The sequence below is a fragment of the Acidovorax sp. LjRoot38 genome (assembly GCF_964252975.1).
GTDB classification, from domain to species: Bacteria; Pseudomonadota; Gammaproteobacteria; order Burkholderiales; family Burkholderiaceae_C; genus Acidovorax; species Acidovorax facilis.
This window is the reverse complement of record NZ_CAXUPT020000003.1, coordinates 46,254-62,753: the sequence shown is the minus strand read 5'-3', so window position 1 is coordinate 62,753 and position 16,500 is coordinate 46,254. Positions and strand designations below refer to the sequence as shown.

At 65.4% G+C, this 16,500-nt stretch carries 14 protein-coding genes; 8 read left to right on the top strand and 6 right to left on the bottom strand.

Going from position 1 to position 16,500, the window contains the following annotated elements; genetic code table 11:
- Window positions 1–111 precede the first annotated feature (111 nt).
- The gene (locus ACSQ22_RS05440; RefSeq protein ID WP_436129678.1) at window positions 112–1,098 is read right to left on the bottom strand and encodes a 2Fe-2S iron-sulfur cluster-binding protein; all 987 of its coding nucleotides are present in this window, start codon (window positions 1,096–1,098) and stop codon (window positions 112–114) included.
- 109 nt (window positions 1,099–1,207) lie between these two features.
- Between ACSQ22_RS05440 and ACSQ22_RS05435 the strand changes: the two genes are divergently transcribed.
- A complete protein-coding gene (locus tag ACSQ22_RS05435) occupies window positions 1,208–2,137 on the top strand; it encodes a LysR family transcriptional regulator (protein WP_436129677.1) in 930 nt (309 codons plus the stop codon).
- Between the two features lie 172 nt (window positions 2,138–2,309).
- On the opposite strand, the gene ppsR is transcribed toward ACSQ22_RS05435, so the two are convergent.
- Window positions 2,310–3,131 (bottom strand): posphoenolpyruvate synthetase regulatory kinase/phosphorylase PpsR, encoded by an 822-nt coding sequence (gene ppsR, locus ACSQ22_RS05430; protein WP_055398690.1) that lies wholly within the window; start codon window positions 3,129–3,131, stop codon window positions 2,310–2,312.
- Between the two features lie 264 nt (window positions 3,132–3,395).
- Here ppsR and ppsA point away from each other — a divergent pair, with 264 nt between their 5' ends.
- From ppsA to ACSQ22_RS05410, 4 genes are all read left to right on the top strand, one after another.
- Window positions 3,396–5,786, top strand: coding sequence for a phosphoenolpyruvate synthase (gene ppsA, locus ACSQ22_RS05425; protein ID WP_306555721.1), 2,391 nt, complete (start codon window positions 3,396–3,398; stop codon window positions 5,784–5,786).
- A gap of 67 nt (window positions 5,787–5,853) precedes the next feature.
- Window positions 5,854–6,198: a DUF4212 domain-containing protein gene (locus tag ACSQ22_RS05420; protein WP_121422795.1), complete on the top strand. Its 345-nt coding sequence runs from the start codon at window positions 5,854–5,856 to the stop codon at window positions 6,196–6,198.
- A gap of 2 nt (window positions 6,199–6,200) precedes the next feature.
- A complete protein-coding gene (locus ACSQ22_RS05415; protein ID WP_436129676.1) occupies window positions 6,201–8,291 on the top strand; it encodes a VC_2705 family sodium/solute symporter in 2,091 nt (696 codons plus the stop codon).
- Between the two features lie 166 nt (window positions 8,292–8,457).
- The gene (locus tag ACSQ22_RS05410) at window positions 8,458–8,964 is read left to right on the top strand and encodes a hypothetical protein (RefSeq protein ID WP_228899626.1); all 507 of its coding nucleotides are present in this window, start codon (window positions 8,458–8,460) and stop codon (window positions 8,962–8,964) included.
- Between the two features lie 111 nt (window positions 8,965–9,075).
- Here ACSQ22_RS05410 and ACSQ22_RS05405 read toward each other — a convergent pair whose 3' ends face one another.
- The 3 genes from ACSQ22_RS05405 to ACSQ22_RS05395 all read right to left on the bottom strand — a co-directional run bounded on the left by ACSQ22_RS05405 (window position 9,076) and on the right by ACSQ22_RS05395 (window position 11,176).
- The gene (locus ACSQ22_RS05405) at window positions 9,076–9,435 is read right to left on the bottom strand and encodes an FKBP-type peptidyl-prolyl cis-trans isomerase (RefSeq protein WP_055398683.1); all 360 of its coding nucleotides are present in this window, start codon (window positions 9,433–9,435) and stop codon (window positions 9,076–9,078) included.
- Window positions 9,436–9,585: 150 nt separating this feature from the next.
- The gene (locus tag ACSQ22_RS05400) at window positions 9,586–9,894 is read right to left on the bottom strand and encodes a winged helix-turn-helix transcriptional regulator (RefSeq protein WP_010464095.1); all 309 of its coding nucleotides are present in this window, start codon (window positions 9,892–9,894) and stop codon (window positions 9,586–9,588) included.
- Between the two features lie 376 nt (window positions 9,895–10,270).
- A complete protein-coding gene (locus ACSQ22_RS05395; protein WP_055398682.1) occupies window positions 10,271–11,176 on the bottom strand; it encodes a LysR family transcriptional regulator in 906 nt (301 codons plus the stop codon).
- 122 nt (window positions 11,177–11,298) lie between these two features.
- Between ACSQ22_RS05395 and ACSQ22_RS05390 the strand changes: the two genes are divergently transcribed.
- The 3 genes from ACSQ22_RS05390 to ACSQ22_RS05380 all read left to right on the top strand — a co-directional run bounded on the left by ACSQ22_RS05390 (window position 11,299) and on the right by ACSQ22_RS05380 (window position 14,624).
- A complete protein-coding gene (locus tag ACSQ22_RS05390; RefSeq protein ID WP_436129675.1) occupies window positions 11,299–12,267 on the top strand; it encodes a hydroxymethylglutaryl-CoA lyase in 969 nt (322 codons plus the stop codon).
- A 23-nt stretch (window positions 12,268–12,290) separates the two neighbouring features.
- Window positions 12,291–13,505 (top strand): CaiB/BaiF CoA transferase family protein, encoded by a 1,215-nt coding sequence (locus tag ACSQ22_RS05385; RefSeq protein ID WP_436129674.1) that lies wholly within the window; start codon window positions 12,291–12,293, stop codon window positions 13,503–13,505.
- Between the two features lie 81 nt (window positions 13,506–13,586).
- Window positions 13,587–14,624 (top strand): tripartite tricarboxylate transporter substrate binding protein, encoded by a 1,038-nt coding sequence (locus tag ACSQ22_RS05380; protein ID WP_436129673.1) that lies wholly within the window; start codon window positions 13,587–13,589, stop codon window positions 14,622–14,624.
- A 172-nt stretch (window positions 14,625–14,796) separates the two neighbouring features.
- Here ACSQ22_RS05380 and ACSQ22_RS05375 read toward each other — a convergent pair whose 3' ends face one another.
- On the bottom strand, window positions 14,797–16,410 hold the full coding sequence (locus tag ACSQ22_RS05375; protein ID WP_436129672.1) for a methyl-accepting chemotaxis protein: 1,614 nt from the start codon (window positions 16,408–16,410) through the stop codon (window positions 14,797–14,799).
- Window positions 16,411–16,500 lie beyond the last annotated feature (90 nt).

Sequence of the window (16,500 nt, the reverse complement as noted above, 5' to 3'; positions counted from 1 at the left end):
CCAAGAACCTCATTCCGTTTCCAAATCATTCGTGTCTAGGCGCGAAGCCGCAGACAGTGCTGTAGCACGGCAAGGCGAAGCAACAACGACACGGATGATTTGGAGATGGGATCAGTCGCCCTGCATGTAAAAAGCCTCGGCATGGAGGTGAGCCGCCTCCAGGCCTTTGCCCAGCGCCAGCAGTGTGGTGGTTTCCACCATCGGCGGCGATCCGCACAGATACGCCTGCCAGCCTTGCAGGCTGGCGTGGTCCTGCTCGATGGCCTGGGTCACCAGCCCGCGCCGCTGCGTGGCAGGGTCGGCGCCTGATGCCACCACCACATGCACCTGCAGGGCAGGGTGCACGCCGCGCAGATGTTCTAGCCATGCCAGGCCATACAGCTCGCGCGGCGAGCGCAGACCGATGTACAGGTGAATGGGGTTGCGCATCCCGGCGGCCACTGCGCCGCGCACCACCGACAGCACCGACGCCAGCCCGGTGCCCCCAGCCACGCACAGCATGGGCCCCGTGTGCTGTTGGCGCAGATAGGCCGCACCCAGTGGCCCGCTGACCTTGACCTTGTCCCCCACCTTGAGCTGCCCGGCGATGTAGCCGCTGACCCGGCCCTGGGGCATGAGCTGTATGTGGAACTCCAGCAGCTGTTCGCCCGGCAGGTTTGCCATGGAGTAGGGGCGCACATGCGTCGGCGTGAACCCTAGCTGCACGTACTGGCCTGGTGAAAACGCAATGGGTTTTGCCACCTTGAGCAGCAGGCGCCGGATGTCTGCCGCCAGCGGCTCGATGGCCACCACGGTGGCCTTGGCCACGCGGGCGCGGTGCACCACGGCCTCTTCGGGTGCGGGGATTTCGATGGTGCAGGACTCGGTCACATAGGTCTGGCAGGCCAGCACGGCACCGTCCACGCCGTCCAGCGGGCGTTGCTGCTCGCGCCCGCCATCGAGCACCTCACCAGACAGCACCCGGCAGCGGCAGATGCCGCAGCGGCCTGACAGGCACGAATACGACATCGGAACCTGCGCCGCGCGCAGGGCGTCGAGCAGGTTCACGCCGGGCTCGGCGCGGATCACGCGGTTAAGCGGCTGAACGAGGATGTCCATGGCGGGCTGCGTTCGATTTCATCCAGCCCATTGTGCCCACGAAAGCGCCTGCGAATCACTGGCTGCAATACCATCGCCACTTCATATCACCCGAGCTGATGGAGTAGCGATGGAGCTATCGGATATCGACCTGAACCTGCTGGTGCTGTTTCAGCAACTCATGGTCGAGCGGCGCGTGTCGAAGGTGGCCGACAACCTGGGGCTGACACAGCCTGCGGTCAGCAACGCGCTGGCCAAGCTGCGGCGCATTTTTGGCGACGAGCTGTTCTTGCGCACCTCGGGCGGCATGGTGCCCACGCCTTTTGCCGAGCAATTGGGCGAGTCCGTGGGGTATGCGCTGGGCATGATCCACAGCGGGCTGAACCAGCGCACACAGTTCACGCCCGCAACGCTCAAGCGCACCATCACCATCGGCATGACGGACATTGGCGAGATCGTCTTCCTGCCCGCGCTGCTGGAGCGCCTGGGGCGGGAGGCGCCGGGCGTCACGCTGAACACCGTGCGCAACAACGCCGCCCATCTGCGCGAAGACATGGAGGCTGGCAAGGTGGACCTGGCCATCGGCCTGCTGCCGCAGTTGAAAGCGGGGTTCTTCCAGCGGCGCTTGTTCCGCCAGCGCTATGTGTGCCTGTTCCGCAAGGGCCACGCGCTGGACCGGCCCAAGCTGCTGTTGTCGGACTACAAGGCGGCAGAGCACCTGGTGATCGTGTCAGCGGGCACGGGGCACGGCAAGGTGGACGAGCTTATCCAGAAGGCTGGCATCGACCGTCTGGTGCGGCTGAGCGTGCCGCACTTTGTGAGCGTGGGCCACATCCTCCAAAGCACGGCGCTGGTGGCGACGGTGCCCGAGCGGCTGGCGCTCAAGCTGGTCGAGCCCTTTGGCCTGGTGGTGCGCACGCACCCCGTCAAACTGCCTGACGCGCCCATCAGCGTGTTTTGGCACGCCAAGGTGCACCGCGAGCCGGTGAACCAATGGCTGCGCAGCATGGTGTTTGAATTGTTTGGGGGCGATGGCCCCGCAGGAGGTGGTCTGCCGTGATCTGCGGGCGGGGCTTGCGGCGCAAGCCAGACTGCACCACCGGTCCTGTGAGAACATTGCTATATTATTTATAGCGTGTTGCGCTTGTCAGTAGGGCGGTAGAGCCTGTTTTTGCATAAATTCTGCCATGGCCCCCGAGGGAGGTTGAGTCGTACTTGCCATGCAACGCTGCTCAATACACCAGCCTCTCCGGCCGAATCTCCTGCAGGATGGTCGTCGCAATCTCTTCAATCGACTTGGTGGTGGTGGACAACCACCGGATGCCTGCGCGGCGCATCATGGCCTCGGCTTCGGAGACCTCCATGCGGCAGTTCTCCAGGCTGGCGTAGCGCGAATTGGGGCGGCGCTCGGCGCGGATCTCGGCCAGGCGGTCGGGGCTGATGGTCAGGCCAAAGATCTTGCTGCGAAACGGCACCAGGGCAGGGGGCAGCTGGCGGCGCTCGAAATCCTCGGGGATCAGCGGGTAGTTGGCGGCTTTCAGGCCACATTGCATGGCCAGATACAGGCTGGTGGGGGTCTTGCCGCTGCGGCTCACGCCCACCAGGATCACGTCGGCACCTGCCAGGTCGCGGTTGCTCTGGCCGTCGTCATGGGCCAGGCTGAAGTTGATGGCTTCGATGCGGTCTGTGTATTCCTTGCTGCGGCTCACGTCGCTGAAGCGGCCCACACGGTGGTGCGATTTGATGCCCAGCTCCTGCTCCAGCGGGTGGACGAAGGTGCCAAACATATCGAGCAGCATGCCCTTGCAGCCGTCCTGGATGACCTTGAGCACTTCCATGTTGACCAGCGTGGTGAAGACGATGGGCTTTTTGCCCTCGACTTCTCCGGTGTGGTTGATCTGCCGCACGGCTTGGTGGGCCTTGTCCACCGTGTCGATGAAGGGCAGGCGCACATGGCGCGGCTTCATCTCGAATTGGGCCAGGATGGCGTTGCCGAAGGTTTCGGCGGTGATACCGGTGCCGTCAGAGACAAAAAATACGGTGCGCGAGTGCATGGAGCCCCTTTTTTTGGATGCGGCTTGCGCCAGCCGGGTTGCCACCACAAAGAAGTGGTGATTGCCCGATTTGCGTAAGTCGCGTGAAAGCGTCAGCCCGCTGCCAGATGCTCGGGCCTACAATTGTCACAATTATCCAATTCTCACCATGCACCGCGTCGGCCCACAACCACAACGACAAAGCCTCAGGCCGTGCATGGCCGCCTGCCAGGAGCCATCCAGGGCCCGGCACGCAGACCCGGTTTCAACTTCTGGAGCTTTCCCATGTCTGCACTTTTCAGCCCGACCGCCCTGGTCGTACCGTTTGAAAACCTGAGAATGACCGATGTCGAGGTCGTTGGCGGTAAAAACGCCAGCCTCGGCGAGATGATCTCCCAGCTGCCGCAGGGCGTGCGTGTGCCCACGGGCTTTGCCACCACCGCCCACGCGTTCCGCGAGTTCCTGGCCTATGACGGCCTGGCCGACCGCATCAGCGCCAAGCTCAAGAGCCTGGACACCGAAGACGTGCGCGCCCTTGCACAAGTCGGTGCAGAAATCCGCGCGATGGTTGAGGCCCAGCCCTTCCCGGCCGACCTGCAAAAGGCCATTGCCGACGAATTTGCCAAGCTGAGTGCTGGCAACCCCGCTGCCTCTTTTGCCGTGCGTTCGTCCGCCACGGCCGAGGATCTGCCCGATGCATCGTTTGCCGGCCAGCAGGAAACCTTCCTGAACGTGGTGGGCATCGACGAAGTCATGCACAAGATGAAGGAAGTGTTCGCGTCGCTGTACAACGACCGCGCCATTTCCTACCGCGTGCACAAGGGCTTCGAGCACGATGTGGTGGCCCTGTCAGCTGGTGTGCAGCGCATGGTGCGCTCCGACCTCGGCGCTGCCGGCGTGATGTTCACCATCGACACCGAATCCGGCTTTGAAGACGTGGTCTTCATCACCAGCAGCTACGGCCTGGGCGAAACCGTGGTGCAGGGCGCCGTGAACCCCGATGAGTTCTACGTGCACAAGCCCATGCTCCAGGCGGGCAAGAAGGCGCTGATCCGCCGCAACCTGGGCAGCAAGCTGATCCAGATGGTGTTCTCCAGCGCGGAAGAAAAGGCCGCCAGCGGCAAGCTGGTCAAGACCATTGATGTACCCACCGAGCAGCGCAACCGCTACTCGCTGACCGATGCCGACGTGGAGCAATTGGCCCGCTATGCGCTGGTGATCGAGCAGCACTATGGCCGCCCCATGGACATCGAGTGGGGCAAGGACGGCACCGACGGCCAGCTCTACATCCTGCAGGCGCGCCCCGAGACGGTGAAGAGCCAGTCCAAGGGCCAGGCCGAGCTGCGCTACAAGCTCAAGGGCCATGGCACCGTGCTGGCCGAGGGCCGCGCGATTGGCCAGAAGATTGGCACCGGCCCCGTGCGCCTGGTGCACAACATCTCCGAGATGGACAAGGTCCAGCCCGGCGATGTGCTCGTGACCGACATGACCGACCCTAATTGGGAACCCGTGATGAAGCGCGCCAGCGCCATCGTCACCAACCGGGGTGGCCGCACGTGCCACGCCGCCATCATCGCGCGCGAGCTGGGCATCCCGGCCGTGGTCGGCTGCGGCGACGCGACCGAGCGGCTGAAGGACGGCACGCTGGTCACGGTGAGCTGCTCCGAGGGCGACACGGGCAAGATCTATGACGGCCTGCTTGAAACCGAAGTGACCGAAGTGCAGCGCGGCGCGATGCCCCCCATCAAGACCAAGATCATGATGAACGTGGGCAACCCCCAGCTGGCCTTTGACTTCTGCCAGCTGCCCAATGAAGGCGTAGGCCTGGCCCGGCTGGAGTTCATCATCAACAACAACATTGGTGTGCATCCCAAGGCCATCCTGGACTACCCCCAGATCGATGCCGACCTGAAGAAGGCCGTGGAGTCCGTGGCTCGTGGCCATGCCAGCCCCAGGGCGTTCTATGTGGACAAGGTCGCCGAAGGCGTGGCCACCATCGCCGCCGCCTTCTGGCCCAAGCCCGTCATCGTGCGCCTGTCTGACTTCAAGTCCAACGAATACCGCAAGCTGATCGGCGGCAGCCGCTACGAGCCCGAGGAAGAAAACCCGATGCTCGGCTTCCGTGGCGCAGCCCGCTACATCAGCGAAGACTTCGGTGAAGCCTTTGCCATGGAGTGCGAGGCGCTCAAGCGCGTGCGCAACGACATGGGCCTGACCAACGTGCAGGTGATGGTGCCGTTTGTGCGCACGCTGGGCCAGGCCGAGCGCGTGACCAAGCTGCTGGCCACCCATGGCCTTCAGCGCGGCAAGGACGACCTCAAGGTCATCATGATGTGCGAAGTGCCGAGCAACGCCATCCTGGCCGAGCGCTTCCTGGAGTTCTTCGACGGCTTCTCCATCGGCTCCAACGACCTGACCCAGCTCACGCTGGGCCTGGACCGTGATTCGGGCCTGGAGCTGCTGGCGCAGGACTTTGATGAGCGCGACCCCGCTGTCGAAGCACTGATTCATCAGGCCATCAAGGCCTGCCTGGCCCAGGGCAAGTACATCGGCATCTGCGGCCAGGGCCCCAGCGACCACCCTGACTTTGCGCAGTGGCTGGCCAAGGAAGGCATCTCGTCGATCTCGCTCAACCCCGACAGCGTGATCGCCACCTGGCAGCAACTGGCAGGCTGACGCTCCGACCGGGCTGCCATGTGCCGACTGCACCACCCGCCACTGCGTCCCTGATGCTGTGCCTGTGATGCAGCCCCCGCAGCAGCACCGGCGTTCTGCAGATGCCGAAATGGCGGGTCCGTTCCCGCCCGATCTGCACGATGTGCGGCACCTCAAGCTCAAGGCCGGCTTGCTGCTGCTGTGGGCGCTGGTGTCGTTCGGTGCCACCTACTTCGCCCGGGACCTGCAAGTGCTGGTCTTTGGCGGTTGGCCCCTGGGTTACTGGATTGCGGCGCAGGGGGCCGTGCTGGTGTTCATTGGCATTGTGGTGGTCTATGGCTGGGCCATGAACCGCTTCGAACGGCAGGATGCGGAGCGCCTCGCAGCGGATGCCGTCGCCCTTTCGGACGACGCGGACCGCCCCCACGGCTGACCATGGCTGAAAACAATTCTTCCGACACCGACCGGGCCTATCTGTGGCGGTTGCACCGCATCCTGGCGCTGTATGTGACCGGTGTGCTAGCCTTTCTGGCGCTGATGACCTGGGCAGAGCACCAGGGGCTTTCGCGGCACTGGATCGGGCCCATTTTTCTGTTCCTCACGGTGATGGTCTACGCGGGCATCGGTGTCTATGGCCGTACCACCGACCCCGAGGAATACTACGTGGCGGGTCGGCGCATTCCGCCCATGTACAACGGCATGGCGGCAGCGGCAGACTGGATGAGTGCCGCATCGTTCATCAGTCTGTCGGGGGCGCTTTACCTGCAGGGTTTTTCCGGCACACCGGGGCAGGCCGGGGGGCTGGCCTATCTGCTGGGGTGGACGGGAGGCTTTTGCCTGGTGGCGATGCTGATCGCACCGCACCTGCGCGCCATGGGCCTGTACACCGTGCCCGATTTTTTCCATGTGCGTTTTGGCGGCCGGTGGCCGCGTGTGATTGCGGCGCTGGCGGCGGTGCTCTGTTCGTTCACGTATGTGGTGGCGCAGATTTACGGCGTGGGGCTGATCGCTTCGCGCCTGACCGGTGTGCAGTTCGAGATCGGCATCATGCTGGGCCTGGGCGGGGTGCTGCTGTGCTCCTTCCTCGGTGGCATGCGCGCCATCACCTGGACGCAGGTGGCGCAGTATGTGGTGGTGCTGCTGGCGTTCCTGATCCCGGTGTCCTGGCTGGCGTACAAACAATTGGGCAACCCGTTGGCGCCCGCAGTCTATGGCGCGCAGATCAGCAAGATCGCCGACCTGGAAGCGCAGCTGCTCGATTCCCCCGCAGAGCATCAGGTGGTGCAGACCTACCTGCGGCGCGCCCAGGATTTTGAGGCGCGGCTGCGTGATGTGGAAGGCGCCCTGGAGCGTGAGCGCGAGAAAGGGCGGGAACGCATTCGCGCGCTGCGCACCCAGAACGCCGATGTAGGTTTGATCGTCACGGCCAGCCGCGAGCTGGCGGCCCTGCCGCGCGATGCCGCAGCGGCGCGCGAACGCTGGACCCGCGAAATGCGCGAGAACTACGAGCGTGCGCGTCCCCTGGGCGGCTTGCCCCTGCACAGCCAGGCGTATGTGGGTGACCCGCAGGGCACGCCCGATGAGCAACGCGACTACGAGCTGACGCGCCGCAACTTCCTGGCGCTCATGTTCTGCCTGATGGTGGGCACGGCAGGCTTGCCGCACCTGCTCACGCGCTACTACACCTCGCCCACGGTGTCGGCGGCGCGGGCATCGGTGGCGTGGTCGCTGTTTTTCATCGCCTTGCTGTACCTGAGTGCGCCCGCGTTGGCGGTGCTGGTGAAATTCGAGGTCATGCAAAACCTGGTGGGCAGCAGTTTCGAGGCTTTGCCCACCTGGATGGCCCAATGGGCGCGGGTGGACAGCTCGCTGTTGTCGGTGGAAGACGTGAACGCTGACGGCATCGTGCAGTTTGGAGAGATCCGGCTGGGGGCCGACCTCATCATGTTGGCCACGCCGGAGCTGGGGGGCTTGCCCTATGTGGTCTCGGGCCTGGTGGCGGCTGGCGGGCTGGCGGCAGCGCTGTCTACCGCTGATGGGCTGTTGCTCACCATCAGCAACGCCCTGGTGCGCGACCTGTATTTTCAGGACGCAAAGCGCCAGGCGTCGCCGGAGCAGCGTGTGATTCTGAGCAAGTTTGCCTTGCTGTCCGTGGCCCTGTCGGCGGCATTTGTAGCGGCGCTCAAACCCTCTGAGATTCTGCCGATGGTGTCGGCGTCGTTCTCGTTGGCGGCTTCGGCCTTTGTGCCGGTGATGGTGCTGGGCATCTTCTGGCGCGGCACCACGCGGCAGGGGGCGGTGGCGGGCATGCTGGCAGGGCTTGGCGTGGCGGTGTACTACCTGCTGTCGCATGTGCCCGCCATGCGCGCGCTGCCCAGCTGGATGCTGGCAGACGGGCTGTGGTTTGGTATTCAGCCCGTCTCGGCCGGGGTGTTTGGCGTGCCCACCGGCTTGGCGGTGACGGTGGTGGTGAGCTGGCTGACCCGGCCTGCCCCGGCGCTGCCGCGCATCCGGTCCGAGATGTAGGGGGACTTGGGTTGGCAGGCTGGAGTGCCCTGCCCGTGCGCCTGCTAATGGGTTATGCGTAAACCCCGATTACCAAGCCTGCGCAAACGTGAGAATCTGGGACGTAAAAGCTTACCTGTCGGGGTGAGCTTCGGTCACACCACAATGGTTCAGCTCAAGGAGATTCATGGTTCTCGTCAAAACGCAGGCAGGGCAGGAAGCGCTCAAGGATCGGCGCGGTAGCCTCAGCTCACGCCAGCGCTCGGCTTTTATTCTTTTTGACGGAAAGCGCTCTACGGGCGAAATACTGGCGGCCACGGCAGCCATGGGGATCACGCAGGAGGATGTCCAGGCCATGATTGCGCAGGGACTGCTGGCTCCGCTGCCGGGGCAGTCTCTGCCTGCAGCTTTTGCCACCCCGCCTGATGCGACGGCAGAGCCTGCACCTGCCACCGATCTGGGGACGGTGGCGTCGCCGCTGGAGGGCTCCGGGCGCTCACCCAAGGAGCGTTACCAGGCGGCCTACCCGATCGCCACCGAACTGACAGCGGGGCTGGGGCTGCGTGGGTTCCGGTTGAATCTGGCGGTGGAAGGGGCGGGCAGCTTTGAGGATCTGGCGGCGCTGGCACCCAAGATCCGCGAGGCGGTGGGTGACGCCAAATTCAAGCGGCTGGACGAAGCGCTTTTTGATTGAGGCCCCCGGATCCTCTCCCCCGAGAGGCGCACCAGTTTCACGCGTGAAGTGCGGGCACAAAAAAAGCGGCCCCAGGCCGCTTTGTGTTTGGTGCGTCACAGGGCGCAGTGCTCAGCGGCCGACCTTGAGCAGTTCCACATCGAACTTGAGCGTGGCGTTCGGTGGAATCACGCCGCCCGCGCCGCGTGCGCCGTAGCCGAGGGCGGCAGGAATGATCAAGGTGCGCTGGCCACCGATCTTCATGCCTTGCACGCCTTCGTCCCAGCCCTTGATGACCATGCCCGCGCCCAGCGAGAACTCGAAGGGGTCGTTGCGGTCGCGGCTGGAGTCGAACTTGGCACCTTGCTCGCCGTTGTTGTAGAGCCAGCCGGTGTAGTGCACCGACACGTTCTGGCCCTTGGTGGCTTCGGCGCCTTCGCCCACGGTGGTGTCTTCGTATTGCAGGCCGGATGCGGTGGTGGTCAGTGCCATGGGTGAAATTCCTTGTTTGCTATTAAAAAAAGAGCTATTGGCGCTTGATAGTTAAGCGCTAGCAGCATTTTTGACCCCTATTTTAACGAAAGCCCCGCGCGGAGGTCCGGCGGGGCTTTTCCCTGAGTGGGGCGGGGGGGCGGTTTGGCGTCAGGCTTTTTTGGCGCGGCCAGCGACCCAGCGGGTGGCGAAGGCCTGCACGTCCGACAGGCGCTTGAGCAGGTCGGCGCCCGAGGGGGTGACGGTGTAGCCGTCGCTGCCGTGGTCTACAAAACCGGCTTCGCGCAGTTCCTTGATGCGGGTGTTGAGCGTGTTGGGGGTGATGCCCCCCACGCTGTCCTGCAGCAGGCGGAAGGTCTGGGGGTGACCGTCCTTCAGGGCCCACAGCACGCGCAGTGCGTAACGGCATTCGAGCCGCTCGAACAACTGGTTGATGGCGGCATTTTCTTTGGAGCTCATGGACGCTTCTCCTCGCGCAAGTGTTGGATCAAATATTCATTCGGGTGGGCGAATGCCGGGCCCGGTGATGCGCTGAGACTATAGCGCGGAACCCATTTTGCTACAAGTTTGGTAGCTCAGAACGCACACCACACATGCGCTACACCCCGAAAAACCTGTGTTACAAGTCAAACTGTTGCGGTAGGGCCACGGTTCTAGGAGCCTCTAGGACTTGGAGCGTCGAAAGCGAAAACTGGCCCCAGCGAGGACAGTTTTTGCCGGATTTGCAGCCCCATAGCCCGGCTATGGGGCAAAAAAGGCGGTGTTCTCGAAGAGCGGCGAAGCCAAAAATGGACCGCTGCGGTCCATTCGCCATGCCTGACAGGCTCCTAGACGGTCATTCCTGACGGCCCAGCCCTGCCAGGTGGCTGACCAGCAACTGTGCGGCCGGGGCCAGCATCTGGGCGCTGCGGTAACAGATGGCGAAGCGCCGTCGGGCCCAAGGGTCGCTCAGTGGAACCACCCGGATGGGCGCAGTCTGGGCAAAAGGCAGGGCCACTTCGCGCGGCACGACACTGATGGCCAGGTTGGCCCGCACCACCCGAAGTGCCGCATCGAAGTTGGACACCAGCACCCGGTGCGCCAGCATCTTTCCCTCCACGGCCGCAGCGCGCGCCAGCAACACCTGCACGGCGCTCAGTGCGGGCATGCTGACGAATTCATGGTCCAGCACGTCGGCAAAACGCACGCTCTGGTGCTGGGCCACCGGGTGCAGCGCATGTGCCACCACGGCCAGGTGGTCGGTACGGTAGCCGCAGGTTTCCAGGCCTGTCAGGTCGGCCGCGTCCCAGCAGATGCCGATGGAGGCACTGCCGTCACGGATGCCCTGTACGACGTCCGGGCTCACGCGCTCCTCCAGGCTTACCTGGATGTCGCGGTGCGCCGGATCTTGCAGAAAAGCGGCCACGTCGTCTGCCAGTGATTCGGCCATCACCGAGGCCGTGACCAGCATGCGCACATGGCCCCGCGTGCCGGTGGCATAGGCCGCCATGTCGCGTTCAATCTGGCCCACGCTGGCCAGCATGGTGCGCGCGTGCTCCAGCAGGGTTTCGCCCGCCGGGGTGGGCACCACGCCACGGCGTTTGCGCAGTAGCAGGGGCGTGCCCACGGTGTCTTCCAGCTGCGCCAGCCGCTTGCTGATGGCCGAGCCCACGATGGACTCCTGCTCGGCCACGCGCGCGATGCTGCGCTGCTCGCACACGGCGGCAAAGAGGCGCAGGGTCTGCAGGTCCAGATCGCGCATGGGCTTGTCTCCAGGTGTTTGATATTCCTGTTTGGAATCATATGGCTTCCAAAATGTATTTTTTGATTCTGTTGGGAATTTCTAGAATCGACGGCAGAACACCACCCGCCGGAGACAACGCAGTGCTTACCCCCTCTACCGCTTCCACCACCCCGGCGCGTGCCACCGTCCGCGAAGTGGGTCTGCGCGACGGCCTGCAAAGCATTGCCACCGTGGTCTCCACCGCGCACAAGATCGAATGGATCAACGCCGCCTACGCCGCTGGCCAGCGCGAGATCGAGGTGGGCTCCTTCGTGCCCGCCCGGCTGCTGCCCCAGCTGGCCGATACGGCCGAGGTGCTGGCCCACGCCAAAACCCTGCCGGGCCTGGTGGCCTCGGTGCTCGTGCCCAACTACAAAGGCGCCGAACGCGCGCTGGAGCAGGGCGCTGACTTGATGGTGGTGCCCTTGTCTGCCAGCCACGCCCACAGCCTGGCCAACCTGCGCAAGACGCCCGACGAGGTGGTGGCCGAGGTGGCCCACATCCGCGCGCTGCGCGATGCCAGCGGCAGCCGCACATTGATCGAAGGTGGCGTGGGAACGGCCTTTGGTTGCACCTTGCAGGGCGAGGTGGCCGAGAGCGAGGTGCTGCGCCTGATGCAAGCGCTGCTGGATGCGGGCGCCGACCGCGTGAGCCTGGCCGACACCGTGGGCTATGCCGACCCGGCCTCGGTCGCCCGCCTGTTTGGCAAAGCGCGTGCGCTGGTGGGCGACCGCCTGGCCTGCGCGCACTTCCACGACACGCGCGGCATGGGCCTGGCCAATGTGGTTGCCGCCTGGCAGGCAGGCATCACGCGCTTTGACGCCTGCCTGGCCGGCATTGGCGGCTGCCCGCACGCGCCGGGCGCCAGCGGCAATGTCACCACCGAAGACCTGGTGTTCATGCTGGAGCGCATGGGCGTTGCCACCGGCATCGATGTGACTGCGCTGCTCGCGCTGCGCCAGCGCGTGGCCGGATGGCTGGCGGGCGAGACCCTGCATGGCACCCTATGGCAGGCCGGGCTGCCGCAGAATGCCGCACCTGCAGTGCTGCGCGAAGCAGCAACGGCCTGAACCCCTTTCTGAACGCTCTGAACATGCACGACACATCCCCCCCTCTCTCGTCCCCCCGCCTGCCGCTCGAAGGCCTGCGCGTGGTGGAGTTCACCCACATGGTCATGGGCCCCACCTGCGGCATGGTGCTGGCCGACTTGGGTGCCGAGGTCATCAAGGTCGAGCCGGTGGACGGCGACCGCACGCGCCACCTGCTGGGTGCGGGCGCGGGCTTTTTCCCCATGTTCAACCGCAACAAGAAGAGCATCGCGCTCGACCTGCGCAGCCCCGAGGGCCTGGCGGCAGCGCGCAAGCTGGCCGCGTCGGCCGATGTGGTGGCGCAGAACTTCAAACCGGGCGTGATGACCAAATACGGCCTGGACTACGCCGCGCTGAGCCAGCTCAACCCGCGCCTCATCTACGTCAACCACACCGGCTTTTTGCCCGGCCCGTACGAGCACCGCACGGCGCTCGATGAGGTGGTGCAGATGATGGGCGGCCTGGCCTACATGACCGGCCGCCCTGGCGACCCGCTGCGCGCGGGCAGCAGCGTGAACGACATCATGGGCGGCATGTTCGGCGCGATTGGCGCGATGGCCGCGCTGATGCAGCGCGGCATCACCGGGCGCGGGCAGGAGGTGGACTCGGCCCTGTTCGAGAACAACGTGTTCCTGGTCGGCCAGCACATGATGCAGTACGCCGTCACCGGCAAACCGGCGGCCCCCATGCCCGACCGCATTTCGTCCTGGGCCGTGTACGACGTGTTCAGCGTGAAGGATGGCGGGCAGATCTTTTTGGCCGCCGTGAGCGATGCGCAGTGGCAGACCTTCTGCGACGCCATGGGCTATGCCGACCTGAAGGCCGACACCGGCCTGGCCACCAACAACGACCGCGTGCGCGCCCGCCCCACGCTGATGCCCGTGCTGCGCGAGCGGCTGGCGCAGCACACGGCCGACGAACTGGCCGCGATCTTCGAACGCCACGGCCTGCCGTTTGCACCCATCCGCCGGCCCGAAGAACTGTTTGACGACCCGCACCTGCAAGCCACGGGCGGACTGGCCGACATCACGCTGCCCGATGGCGAACGTGCCGGGCAGACCGCGCAGATCACGCTGATGCCGCTGCGTATGGACGGCCAGCGGCTCGATGTGCGCTGCGACCCGCCCCGCCTGGGCCAGCACACGGCCGAGCTGCTGCAGGGCCTGGGCTACACGGCCGATGAGGTGGCGGCGTTGCACGCCGCCGGGGCCATCGCCTGATTTTTTGAAACCATCCCCGGGCATAGCAATGTGGCGCAGACCACCGCCCAGGGTTCCCTGACCACGACCGGAGACAAACCCATGCCACGCACCACCACTGCCCCCGCTTCACCCCACGACACGCCTGCCGCTCGCAGCGTGCTCACGCGCCGCCAGGCCCTCGCCACCGGCGCGGCCGCGCTGGGCGCCGCCGCCTGGGGCCTGCCCCGCCTGGCGCGTGCCCAGGGCGATGGCAAGCCGCTGCGCGTGATCCTGCCGCTGTCGGCGGGCTCGGGGGCCGACGGCGCCATCCGTGCCATCAGCACCAGCCTGGCCAAGGCGCTGGGCCAGCCCGTGGTCATCGAGAACCTGCCGGGCGCGGGCGGCATCACCGGCACCACGCAGATCGTGCGGGCGCCCAAGGACGGCTCTGTGATTGGCGTGGTGTCCAACAACCACGTGGTCAACCCCAGCGTGTACAAGAACATTCCGTTCGACTCGCTCGCCGACATCACGCCCATCACCATCCTTGGCGCCACGCCCTTTGTGCTGGTGGCCCACCCCTCGGTGCCCGTCAAGACCGTGCAGGAGCTGATCGCGCTGGCCAGGGCCAAGCCCGGCGTCCTCAACTACGGCTCGTCGGGCAACGGCACCATCCTGCACCTGGCCGCAGCCATGTTCGTGGACCAGGCCAAGGTGTCGATCCAGCACATTCCCTACAAGGGCATGGGCCCGCTCATGAACGATGTGCTGGGCGGCCAGGTGCAGTTGGCCGTGGTGGCGGTAGCGCCTGCGGCAGCGCACATCAAGTCGGGAGCGCTGCGCGCCCTGGGCTTGACCACGGCCAGCCGCGTGCCGTCGTTGCCCGGTGTGCCCACCATTGCGGAGCAGGGCTTGCCGGGCTACGAGCTTGACGGCTGGATCGCCCCGGTGGGGCCTGCCGGCCTGCCCAAGGCCGAGCTGCAACGCCTGTACGCCGCCTTCAAGGCCGCGATGGAAATGCCCGAGGCGCGCGATGCGCTCATCGCCCAGGGCTACGAAATCAAGCTTACCCCTCCGGAGCCAGCAGCCGCGTTCTTTCGATCCGAGGTGGCGCGCATGGCGCAGGTCGTGAAAAACGCCCACGTGACGATGGATTGACGCGGGGCTGCGATGCGCGGCGCGTGGGTTGCCCGAAGGGCGTAATCCTGCGTCGCCCGCACGAAGTCGTCTGCCGGGTCAGGCTGCGTTCGGTCGAGCCGAAATTTGAAGATTTTTGGGCGTTAGCGCTTATGTGATAAGCGCTGGTAGCTATGTTTTTTATAGCTATTCATCAACCCTGCGGTGCCGTCAGGGCGCGCTGCCCCGCCGGGTTGTGGTGAAGGTTCTGAAGCTGCGGCTGCTGGTGGCGCAGGCGGAACACCTCCACGGCCTCCACCAGCTGGCGGGCCTGGCCGCTCAGGCTGCCGGCGGCGGCGGCGCTTTCTTCCACCAGGGCAGCGTTTTGCTGGGTGGTTTCATCCATGCGCACGATGGCCTGGGTGACGCGCAGCATGTCGGAGGTCTGGGCCGCGCTCGCCTGGCTGATTTCGTCCATGAGCGCGCTCACGCCCTGGATGGACGAGACGACTTCGCCCATGGTGCTGCCCGCGTTGCGGGCTAGGTCAGAGCCGGCCTGCACGCGCTCCACGCTGGTCTGGATCAGCGCCTTGATCTCGCGCGCGGCGCTGGCACTGCGGGTGGCCAGGTTGCGCACCTCGCTGGCCACCACGGCAAAGCCGCGCCCTTGCTCGCCGGCGCGGGCTGCTTCCACGGCAGCATTGAGCGCCAGGATGTTGGTCTGAAACGCGATGCTGTCGATGACGCCGATGATGTCGGAAATGCGGCGTGAGCTGTCTTGAATGCCCTGAACCACCGTCACCATCTGCGTTACCACGTCGCCACCGCGCTGGGCCACCGATGCGCCGCTCTTGGCCAGCTCGCTGGCACGTTGGGCGTTGGAGGCGTTTTGCTGCACGGTGGCCTGCAGCTGCTGCATCGAAGAGGTGGTTTCGTCCAGCGACGAGGCCTGCTCTTCGGTACGCATGCTCAGGTCCACATTGCCTTGGGCAATCTCGGCGCTGGCACTGGCCACGCCCTCGGCGTTGCTGCGCACGCCCGACACCACGTTTTCCAGGTTCTCCTGCATGGTGCGCAGGGCTTCCAGCAGCCGCGCGGGTTCGTCCTTGCCATCGACCTCGATGGTGGTGGTCAGATCGCCGGCCGCCACCTTGTTGGCCACCGAGACCGCCACCCGCAGCGGGCGCACTACCGAGCGTGTGAGCAGCCAGCCCGCACAGCCGCCCAGGGCCGTGACCAGTGCCAGCGCTACCAGGCTGCTGATGAGCGCACGCCGCGCGCTCAGGGCCGCCTGCTCTGCAATGGTCGCGCTGCTGGCGGCCACCTGCTCGCTCAGTGCGGTGAGCAGCTTGGCCGGGCCCTGGTCGATGTCGGCCACGTCCGCGTCACCCGCAGAGGGCACAAAACCGAGCGACTGGAACACCTCAAAACCCTTGCGGTAGCCCTGTGCCATCTGCGCGTGGGCTTGGGTGAATTTCTGCAGCGCTGCCTTTTCCTGCGCATCGGTCAGTTGCGGCTCCAGCGCCTTGGCGGCGTCGGCCACCCGCTTTTCACTGGCCTGGAACGCTGCCCAGTGCAGTTCGCGCTTGCGCGAATCCTCACCCCGCAGCAGGGTGTTCTTCCACTCCTGCACCTGGGTCTTGAACTCGTTTTCCATGCGGCTCACCGCACGTTCCTGGGCCACGCGTTCCTGCACCGTGGTCTCGTAGGTGCCCAGGCTGCTGTACAGGGCCGCAATGCCGAACAGGGCAGCGCCCAGCAGGAGCGCGAGCACCAGGCCCAGTGCGGTGGCCATGCGTGCGCCGATGGAGTGGTTGGACATTTTCATCGGTCAGCTCCCAAGGTTGATCTCGGTTTTCCATCTTGCTGCACGTCGCCTGCAACCTGAAACCGGTATGGCCCGAGGGTGGCGCCCCGC

Coding starts and splice junctions, on each gene's coding strand:
- ACSQ22_RS05440 (WP_436129678.1), bottom strand. CDS start 1,098: ATGGACATCCTCGTTCAGCCGCTTAACCGCGTGATCCGCGCCGAGCCC.
- ACSQ22_RS05435 (WP_436129677.1), top strand. CDS start 1,208: ATGGAGCTATCGGATATCGACCTGAACCTGCTGGTGCTGTTTCAGCAA.
- ppsR (WP_055398690.1), bottom strand. CDS start 3,131: ATGCACTCGCGCACCGTATTTTTTGTCTCTGACGGCACCGGTATCACC.
- ppsA (WP_306555721.1), top strand. CDS start 3,396: ATGTCTGCACTTTTCAGCCCGACCGCCCTGGTCGTACCGTTTGAAAAC.
- ACSQ22_RS05420 (WP_121422795.1), top strand. CDS start 5,854: ATGCAGCCCCCGCAGCAGCACCGGCGTTCTGCAGATGCCGAAATGGCG.
- ACSQ22_RS05415 (WP_436129676.1), top strand. CDS start 6,201: ATGGCTGAAAACAATTCTTCCGACACCGACCGGGCCTATCTGTGGCGG.
- ACSQ22_RS05410 (WP_228899626.1), top strand. CDS start 8,458: ATGGTTCTCGTCAAAACGCAGGCAGGGCAGGAAGCGCTCAAGGATCGG.
- ACSQ22_RS05405 (WP_055398683.1), bottom strand. CDS start 9,435: ATGGCACTGACCACCACCGCATCCGGCCTGCAATACGAAGACACCACC.
- ACSQ22_RS05400 (WP_010464095.1), bottom strand. CDS start 9,894: ATGAGCTCCAAAGAAAATGCCGCCATCAACCAGTTGTTCGAGCGGCTC.
- ACSQ22_RS05395 (WP_055398682.1), bottom strand. CDS start 11,176: ATGCGCGATCTGGACCTGCAGACCCTGCGCCTCTTTGCCGCCGTGTGC.
- ACSQ22_RS05385 (WP_436129674.1), top strand. CDS start 12,291: ATGCACGACACATCCCCCCCTCTCTCGTCCCCCCGCCTGCCGCTCGAA.
- ACSQ22_RS05380 (WP_436129673.1), top strand. CDS start 13,587: ATGCCACGCACCACCACTGCCCCCGCTTCACCCCACGACACGCCTGCC.
- ACSQ22_RS05375 (WP_436129672.1), bottom strand. CDS start 16,410: ATGAAAATGTCCAACCACTCCATCGGCGCACGCATGGCCACCGCACTG.